The following is an 8,248-nucleotide window of genomic DNA, read 5'->3' on the forward strand; positions in this document are numbered from 1 at the left end:
GTCACGTCGGCCCTTCGGATGAGTCGGGCGCCGACGAGGGCGGCCAGATCACGGGTCTCTCTCAAGCTCGCGCCGAGAACGCGGGCGGCTACAGCCAGCTCGATGTGTTCCATGTGTTCCTCCCCTGTCTACCTGCGATGCCCGCGCCGCCCTCTCTCACAAGCCGAGGCTCTTCGGGACGGGTCAGGCTCTGTGTTGATCGTAGCCGGCCAGCATTGCCGTTCGACGACATCCTTGTGAACAGACTGATGCGGCGATGTAACCCATTTGCGAAGATTGTTGCAGTTTTTGCGTCCGGATGTGAACGCGTTCGGTGATGACGCAACAAAGACTGCGCTGTCACCGTGATTTCACGCCCCGTTCAGATCAGGTGCAGGGGGGGGCGGTATGCTTGGTCTCAGAGAGACGAAGCCAGGAGCACGAGAATGATTGACACGCTGGACCTCACCATCACCCCCGTCACGACTGAAGAAGGACCGTGGCAGCATCTGCCCCGTGTTCACGAGTGGCCCGCGAACCGCACGATCGATTCCATCACCCGCGAGTCTGACGAAGACGAGGCGAGCCTCGAGGGCGACGATGACGAGGGTCCTTCCCACGCCCACGTGCTGGCCCTGTGCTCGGCGCTCCGCGTCGTGCCCACGCGCGATCTCCTCGGGCGGGCCCTGCGTCGGAACTGGCTCGCGGTCTGCTGAGTCACCGCGCCTCAGGCGCGGGACGTCTTGCGCTCCAGCAGGAGGAACACCAGCGCGGACAGGGCCACGCACGCCCCGGTCGCGATGAACATGGTGCGATACCCGAAGGCGGTCGCCACCGCGCCGAAGGCGACGGCCCCCACGATTCCCCCCAGATCGCCCGACGAGGTGATGGCGCTCGTCGCCTTTCCCCGCTCTCGCGCCGAGACGCGCGTGATGGTGAGCGCGGTGACCGACGGGTAGATGACGCCGTGCCCCAGCCCCAGGCCGAGGCTGGCGAGTGTGGGCCAGGGCAGCGCAGTTGCCGTGTTGGCTGTGAGGGCGAGCAGGCCGATGCCCACGCCCAGTGAGAGCAGGGCCGGTGCCACGAGGGTGGCGTGCCCGAGGCGGTCGATGACGCGACCGGCCGTGAGTCTCACCACCGCGGCGGAAAGGGTGTACTGGGCGAAGAACGCGGCGACCGCGTGCGTGTCAGACAAGACCGATTTGAGGAACGGCGCGATGAACGTGCCCAGCGCGCTCGAGTTCGCGCCGAACATGAAGAACGCCAGCATCGGCCCGCGCATCGCGCGCTTCGAGGCCGTGACGCGGAATGCGGTGAGCGATTCGCGCACGCCGCTTCGCCGCGCGTCGGCGGCCTCTGGCGTGGGTTCGGCAACGGTGAGGGGAGAGGCGTCTGGCCCTGGTGTTGCGTCGGGAGGCGTGACGCGCGCTGCAGCTTCTGCCGGAGGTGCGGCATCGAAGCGCAGCGCAAGCACGGCCGCCAGCGCGAACCCCACGGCCGCCGCCGCGAACAGGCCAGCGAAACCGCTGTGCTCGACCACGAACGTGGCCGCTGTCGTTCCGGTTGCCATGGTCACCAGACCGGAGAGCCCGAAGATGCCCATCACCTCTGCCAGGCGTTGGGGCGGCGCCTGATCGGCCATCCACGTCACCATGGCGGTGAAGTACGCCGAAACCCCCGCGCCCAGTGTGAAGCGCAGCAGCGCCAGCGGAAGAGGTGCGTGCGCGAAGGGGGTCTGGCTCAACCCGAGCAGCCCCAGGGCGGAGGCGCAGCTCACGATCAGGCCGCCCAGGATGAACGGCTTTCGCCCCCACTCATCCATGGGGTGCCCCAGAAAGGGGCGCGCCACCACCGCCGCCACGGCGTAGCCGGACATGACAGCGCCCATCTCCCAGTCAGCCAGCCCCGTCTGCTTGAGATAGAGGGGCAGCAGGATGAAGAGCGCGTTGGCGGTGAGCGCGACGAGGTGCACGCCGTTGGCCACGAAGAAGGCGGGGGTGAAGATCGTGCGTGCGGTCGTGCTCGAGGGGGGGGACAGCGCGATGGCCTCGAAGCGCTCAGCGCAGCCAATGGGGGGAGACGGCGACCGCGCCTGCTTCGCCGCGAGATCGGTGGCGCGCTGCGTGAGCTCCTTCACGAGGGCGAGCTTCTGCGTGGGCAGGCCCTCTTTCAGGGCCGTGTTCAGCACGATGATGCGGTTGACGTCGGACCTCGCGATCTCTTGACCTGAGTGTAGCGCCAGGTTGTGAACAGACGATTGAGGTTTTGTAAAACATTTCAGCTCGCACCCGTCGTGGCGTGACTTCCATCACGGGCATCGGTGTCGCTCGCGCTGGTTTAACGGTGGAATCACGACGGTTTCAGGCTTTGTTGCAAACCCGCCCGCAGAATACGCAGGCTCCGCCTCGGTGTCGATTCCGTTGACTGCAGCGAACTGCGCCGGTCGCAGCCGACGTCGAGGTCGGGCAGCAAGCCCATCTTGTGCGAGGAGAACCCACATGATCGCTCACGTCTCGTCTCTGCCCGCTTCACGTCCCACACCCCCTCACCGCCTCGCGTCTCGCGCACGAGCTCCCCAGGAGGCCGATCCCATCGTGCAGGTCTTCCAGCGCGGTTGCAGCGCGGCGATCTGCGGAGCCGCCGGTGCCGTGGATGGCGCGGTGCATGGGCTGATCGGCGGCGCGCTGGGCCAGCTGAAGCGACGTACACCCGCTCAGCGTGAGGCGGCCAATCACGCCCGCATCGCCAACGTGGTGGCCGGCGCCGTGGTGGGCGCTGTGATGGCGGGGCCGCTGGGATGCGTGGGCGGCGCCGTGGCTGGCGTCTACTCCCGCGTGGGCATCGTGGGTGCAGGCCTCGAGGGCGGGCGCCTCGCCCTGCGCGCCGCGCGCGAGGGGTGGCGCAAGGGCAACCTCGACGCCGCGGGGCGACACCTGCAGTGGATGGGCGACGACATCGCCGAGATCGGCGTGCACCGCGAAGGCTACAACGCGTTCGCCCGAGACATACAGCAGCTGTTCGTGTAAGGCGCGCGCGTACGAGCGCTGCGAAGACGTCGTGCGCACCGTCCCAGAGACGCCCAGCTACGTCATCGAGAAGCGCCCACGCCGGTCGCGCCACGGGCTTCCCGGAAGCGCTTTGGCCGCTACTTGGTGACGATGTAGGGCGCGAAGAGCCGCAGGCCCTCGTTCCACTCCACCATCGAGCGACGCGTGGGGTTCCAGGGGGTGAAGCACAGCGTCCAGCGGCCCTCGGGTGATGGGTTGTGCGTGCCGTGGAGAATGCCCACGTTCACCAGGCTCGGACGGTTGGTGCAGGCCTCGTGCACCAGGGTGGCGTCTTCTTCCCGGGCCCACAGGTTGTGGTGATAGGCCTCGGTGTTCTCGGTGCCGCCGCTGATGACGCGCTCTTCAACCAGGTCAGACTCATACCACTGAATCACCCCCGCCTCGGGGCCCCAGGTCACGTTGATCTTCACGTGGTTCGTGTAGCTGCTGTGATCGGTGTGGATGGGGATCTTGCCGTATGGAGGGGTGTAGAAGCACTCTTTTCGCGCACACGCGAGACCGAGCTGACGAAAGAGATCATCGATGTCGGGATGCTTCAGGTGATCGAGCACGAGGTGCTTGATGATGTCACCTCTCTGCTCGAAGAAAGCAGGGGGCTTGATGGCAAACGGGAGCTGCAGGTACCGGTGGTAGATGTTCGGCTTGTCGTTCACGGGGGTGCACTTCTCTAGCGTGAGCGACCTGGCCCTCGAAGGTCGCGGATGGCGTCGACGGCGGCGGAGACGACGCGCATGGGCCAGGGTCGCATCTGCCCCAGCGCTTTCGACCACTCGGGGAGCCCCGCCTTCTTCGCGTAGGCGTCCTCTCGATGCCAGGCCCGCGGACCCTGGATGCTCAGGCCGGTGGTGCGCGAGAACGGTTTCGAGGAGCGGTGATCGACGACGGCCTTCTGGTAGGCGTGCCAGGCCTCGCTGGCCGCGTTCTTGACCTGAGGGTCGCTGACGTCGTGGGCGAGGTGCTTGATGGCGTCGCCCAGGTCGATCTTCTGCTCGACGGCTCGGCTGAAGGCGTCGCTGTCCTTTATTCTGGCCGACGCCTTGAACGCCGCCTTGATCTCGTCGCGGTGACCGTTGCGGGCGCTGCTCTGGATGGCGCTTCCCAGGCTCTCAAGGGCTGTGCGCAGGGGGGGCATCTGGCTCATGCGCACCGTGCTCAAGGTCTGATGCCACGGATTGCCTTCGGCGCGGTTCATGGCGGAGGCCGCCATGGCGGTGGCTGAAGGGGCCTGATGCTGCTGGTCTTCGATCATGCCGCGCCAGTCGATGACGCTGGTGTAGACCGGTTCCTCTGACACGATGGCGTAGCGCACGTGGTCGGCCATGGGCAGCAGGGTCTCGAAGTTGCCCACGAGGCACGAGTCGAGCACCATCACATCGAGCTTGCGACCGCTGCGGGCGTGGGCGATGGCGGTGGCCTCGGCCATGTCGGCCACCTTCACGTCGCCCACGCTGTCCATGGCTCTGCCGTGTCCACTGAGCACGAAGGCATAGCGCTGCGCCGGGTAGGTCTGCATGGCGTCGGCCAGGAAGGCGCCCAGCTTCTTGCCATCCGGGGCCTGGGTCGATCGTGACGACGACAGCACGGGTGACGCGACACCCGTCTCTGGGTGGGGGCCGACCTCATAGGTGCGGGTGCCCTTCCACGGCGGCACGGTGCTCTGGCGGTCGGCGAAGCGGAGGTCTTGCAGGCCCTTCTTGCTGGTGCTGAAGAGAAGGGCGCCCTCTCCGAGGCCCAGGGCCAGGGCGCCGATGGCGAGGGGAGGCGCCGTCGCGAGCAGGGCAGCGCCGGCAACGCCTGCAAGCACGCACCCGGGCGCCAGGCTGGCGAGGGCGGCGGCCTTGAGCTTCTTGACGGCGGGTGAGACCGGCGTGCGGCGTACCTCGAAGACGAGGTTTGCGCTGCCCTTGTCGGCGCGCTCGAGATCGTCGAGGCGATCCATCTCGAACGGCTCGAGGTCGGAGGCCGTGGCGTCGATGTGCCCCAAGACCGTCCAGGCCCGTCGCGGCTGGACGGGTGAGAGGCGCTCTGGGGAGATGGGGCCGGCGTTCATCTTCCTCTCATTTAACAGCGAACGGTTGATCTGTCAAGACGGGGGCGCCTTCCCCGCCTTCCTGTTGGTCGCGCCGGTGACGACAGGGCCTTCTGCCCAGAGCAGGCGTGTAACAATCGACGTATGCAATGTTCACAAGTCGGTTCGGTTTTGTAACATCGGTGAAACAGGTCGGCAACACGCTCAAAGACATCTGTTCATGCTCGGCGCCTATTGTGGAGGCAGAGGTGAGATGTGATGACGACGATGACGGTCTCCACGGTGACGTGTGTGGGTTGCGATCAGCCGGAAGGCGAGGTCTCGTTGACCCGCGAGGGTGTGCCCGTATGTCGTCTGTGTGTGTTGAAGCATCGGGTGCCGGTGTGCCTCCGCTGCAAGACGCTTACACTGCAGTCGAGGCGAGCGGGTCAAGAGATCTGGTGCAGTGACTGCTACGCAACCCCGCTCGACTGTCACGGCTGCGGAGTCACGCTTGATCTGTTCGTGCGGGGAAGGGACGGCCATCCGCGGTGCCTCCCGTGTGAACAGAGTCACGAGCGCTGCGGGCTCTGTGGAATCGGCGAACGTGAGCCGGTCACGCTGTTCGACGGCGTGCGCTGCTGCGCGACCTGCCTCTCGCGCCTGCGGCTCTGCGCAGCCTGCGACGGGTACAGCACGGGAGAGCGATGCCGCAAGTGTCACGCGCCTGTCACCAGTTGCCTTTTCTGTAAGGGGGTTGCTCATGGTGGATTCACCTGGTCGAAGCAGTTTCGCGTGTGCCAACGGTGCGTTCCGAGCGTGGAGGGGACGTGCAGTGGATGTGCTCGTCCGGTCAAGCGTGGAGAGCATCACCGCGCACCGTACGGAATTTGCTGCGCGGCGTGCGCGGAGACTGTCGTCTCTGACGCAGCGCGACTTCCAGCGCTCCTGGCGCGTGCCCACGACCTGATTGCGGAGGTGGCGGGGCTCCGGCTGGTTGTCATGCCAACGGTCAGGCTTGCCCGTCCCCTGGAGCTCGTGGGCCAGGGCTACGAGGGTGAAGACATCGATGGTTTCTACGCGCCGTCGAGCCATGAGATCGTCATCGCCTCCGGGTATACCGAGCTCATTACCTTAAGCCTGCTGGCGCACGAGCTCGTACATGCCTGGCAGAACGAGAACGGCCTGTCGGGCTGCGAAAAACAGCTGGCCGAGGGGTTTGCGGTATGGGTCGAGATGCGCGTGCTGTATCGCCTGAAGGCGCCCGCCGTGGCGGCGAATCACGTCTCGAGGCGCGACCGTGTATACGGTCAGGGCCTTCGCAAGTGCCTTTCGATCGAAGTGGCCTGTGGTGTTGATGGTCTCCTCGCGTTTGTGCGAGAAAATCTTCGCTTCCCCTTCTGGGTGAACCTGAAAGGGGCGTTTGGCGATCTCTTTCTCGCGGCGTGAATCGCGGGTGAGGCTCACGCGGGAATCGATTCGAGCCTGGCGGACAGACGGGAGATCTGCGGACTAGGGGAGCTTCCTGGTGATCACGGCGCGTGGATTTTTGGACTCGGTTCCGCTGCTGGCACTGTCCAGCCGGCTGCCGTCAACCCACAGCTCGATCTCGAGGATGCCCAGGGCGTTCTCGTCGATTCCGCGCGCTTCGATCTGCGCGTATCCGCCGAGCTTCACCTTCGTCTTGCACGTCCATGGGAGCTTGACGTCGGGTGCGTTTTTTGGGGTCAGGCTATCGTCACGCCAGATGAGGTTGGCATGGTTCACCGTTCCGCTCACGCGATACTCCACGACATGGTGGGTTGGCGTCGCCGTCAGCTCTTCGGCATACGCATTGTAGACACTGGTGATCCACTGCGGGCCGGAGCCTTTCACGCTGCTGGCTCTCTCAAATTCGATGACGTCGTCTTTGCAGAACCTGAACTTGCGCCAGTCCGACTCTGTCGGTGGCGTGAGGACGCACTCTCCTTTGGTGGCCGAGAACGTGAACACCGTCATCCTGTCCTTGCCATTCACCAGTACCTGGTATGAACGCTGGCTTTCCACGTCTCCGTCTGTGAGGTGCACGACGTACCCGTTCTTCACGGATGTCGACGAACTGCTGATCACGCCTCGCGGACGCGAGAACTCCGCCACCCAGGCGGTCGGAGATTTGCCGTGGCTCACGTGGTTCTCGAGCACGTTCTCCGGGTTCTTCGGTCCGCTCTTGCCGTGGAGGTAATCGTCGCCGTGGTGCACCAGGGCTGCCACCAGGCCCAGTTCTGACGGTGCAAGAAACGCCCGCAGATGATCGAGCGGGGTCCCTATCTCAACGCACAGGAAAGGTTGTATGCCGTATACCGAATCCTTGTGCAAAACGAGTCTCAGGACAGCCTCTTCGTGCTGGCTTCCGATGACGGGGCTGAGATACCGCCAGTGCTCAATGGCACGCTCTGTTGTGACGGGTATCTGGCCGATCTTCTCCCTGGCGGCGTCGACTGCGTCGACGAGCTTGTACCAGTCGCTCTGCGCGAAGATGCATCCCGCCTGTCGGTCTTTGGTCAGCAACACGAGCGAGAGGTTCATCTTGGTCTTCGACATGTCGATGACCGCAAGCAGGCTGCCGTCGTCAAGCACCACGGCATCGACCAGCGTGCTTTTCGAGGTCTTGGAGGCGTCTTTGACCGGTTTCGGTCTCTCGTTCTCAATCTTGCTGAGGAGCGCCCTGGCCGAACGTGCTTCAGCAGATTTCGGAGCCATGGATATCACCTGGTCGAGCACGTTCTTCGCGTACTCCATCGCACCCGCGTTATAGTACGCCTCCGCAAGGTCGTAGCGGTAGCGTGCGTTGCCGGGGTTGCTCAAGACGGCCTTTCTCAGGAGGACGACCGCCTTTTCGTGATCGCCCTGGCGGTCGGCCGCTCGTCCCGCTTCGTTGTCTGCCTTGGCCGTGTCTTTTGCGGAAACCTCAATTGTCATTGCGCCTGTCACGAAGAGCAACAGAATCACGACGAGGACGGTGCGAGCGCGACTCGCTGGTGACTGACGTCTGGAGCAGGCGCGGGACGCCGTTCGAGAGGGCATCTGGATCTACAGCCTCCGAGAATGTGGATGTTGCGCCGACGCCTCGCAAAGAGATTCGCAAGGAGGTCTCGTCAGAGTGGGCTCTCGCGCCCTTTCGATGACAGGTTTCGGAGCGGTGGGCAGCGCTCGC

General features: G+C 65.0%; 7 protein-coding genes. 3 read left to right on the forward strand and 4 right to left on the reverse strand.

Going from position 1 to position 8,248, the window contains the following annotated elements:
- Window positions 1–425: 425 nt before the first annotated feature.
- The gene (locus tag EB084_14565; protein ID NDD29481.1) at window positions 426–695 is read left to right on the forward strand and encodes a hypothetical protein; all 270 of its coding nucleotides are present in this window, start codon (window positions 426–428) and stop codon (window positions 693–695) included.
- Window positions 696–706: 11 nt separating this feature from the next.
- Here EB084_14565 and EB084_14570 read toward each other — a convergent pair whose 3' ends face one another.
- On the reverse strand, window positions 707–2,260 hold the full coding sequence (locus EB084_14570) for an MFS transporter (protein NDD29482.1): 1,554 nt from the start codon (window positions 2,258–2,260) through the stop codon (window positions 707–709).
- A 217-nt stretch (window positions 2,261–2,477) separates the two neighbouring features.
- Between EB084_14570 and EB084_14575 the strand changes: the two genes are divergently transcribed.
- On the forward strand, window positions 2,478–3,005 hold the full coding sequence (locus tag EB084_14575) for a hypothetical protein (GenBank protein NDD29483.1): 528 nt from the start codon (window positions 2,478–2,480) through the stop codon (window positions 3,003–3,005).
- A 119-nt stretch (window positions 3,006–3,124) separates the two neighbouring features.
- Here the strand turns inward: EB084_14575 and EB084_14580 are convergent, their stop codons facing one another.
- Window positions 3,125–3,700 carry a hypothetical protein gene (locus EB084_14580; GenBank protein ID NDD29484.1) on the reverse strand — a complete coding sequence of 192 codons (576 nt, stop codon included), beginning with the start codon at window positions 3,698–3,700 and terminating at the stop codon, window positions 3,125–3,127.
- 14 nt (window positions 3,701–3,714) lie between these two features.
- A complete protein-coding gene (locus tag EB084_14585) occupies window positions 3,715–5,097 on the reverse strand; it encodes a hypothetical protein (protein NDD29485.1) in 1,383 nt (460 codons plus the stop codon).
- A gap of 960 nt (window positions 5,098–6,057) precedes the next feature.
- Here EB084_14585 and EB084_14590 point away from each other — a divergent pair.
- Window positions 6,058–6,504, forward strand: coding sequence for a hypothetical protein (locus tag EB084_14590; protein ID NDD29486.1), 447 nt, complete (start codon window positions 6,058–6,060; stop codon window positions 6,502–6,504).
- 63 nt (window positions 6,505–6,567) lie between these two features.
- Here EB084_14590 and EB084_14595 read toward each other — a convergent pair whose 3' ends face one another.
- Complete coding sequence (locus EB084_14595) at window positions 6,568–8,118, reverse strand: tetratricopeptide repeat protein (protein ID NDD29487.1); 1,551 nt, start codon at window positions 8,116–8,118, stop codon at window positions 6,568–6,570.
- Window positions 8,119–8,248: the final 130 nt, after the last annotated feature.

Source organism: Pseudomonadota bacterium (genome assembly GCA_010028905.1).
Taxonomy (GTDB): domain Bacteria; phylum Vulcanimicrobiota; class Xenobia; order RGZZ01; family RGZZ01; genus RGZZ01.

What these genes read in the sequence shown, in the direction of transcription:
- EB084_14565 (NDD29481.1), top strand. Translation starts at nt 426, where the DNA reads ATGATTGACACGCTGGACCTCACCATCACCCCCGTCACGACTGAAGAA.
- EB084_14575 (NDD29483.1), top strand. Translation starts at nt 2,478, where the DNA reads ATGATCGCTCACGTCTCGTCTCTGCCCGCTTCACGTCCCACACCCCCT.
- EB084_14585 (NDD29485.1), bottom strand. Translation starts at nt 5,097, where the DNA reads ATGAACGCCGGCCCCATCTCCCCAGAGCGCCTCTCACCCGTCCAGCCG.
- EB084_14590 (NDD29486.1), top strand. Translation starts at nt 6,058, where the DNA reads ATGCCAACGGTCAGGCTTGCCCGTCCCCTGGAGCTCGTGGGCCAGGGC.
- EB084_14595 (NDD29487.1), bottom strand. Translation starts at nt 8,118, where the DNA reads ATGCCCTCTCGAACGGCGTCCCGCGCCTGCTCCAGACGTCAGTCACCA.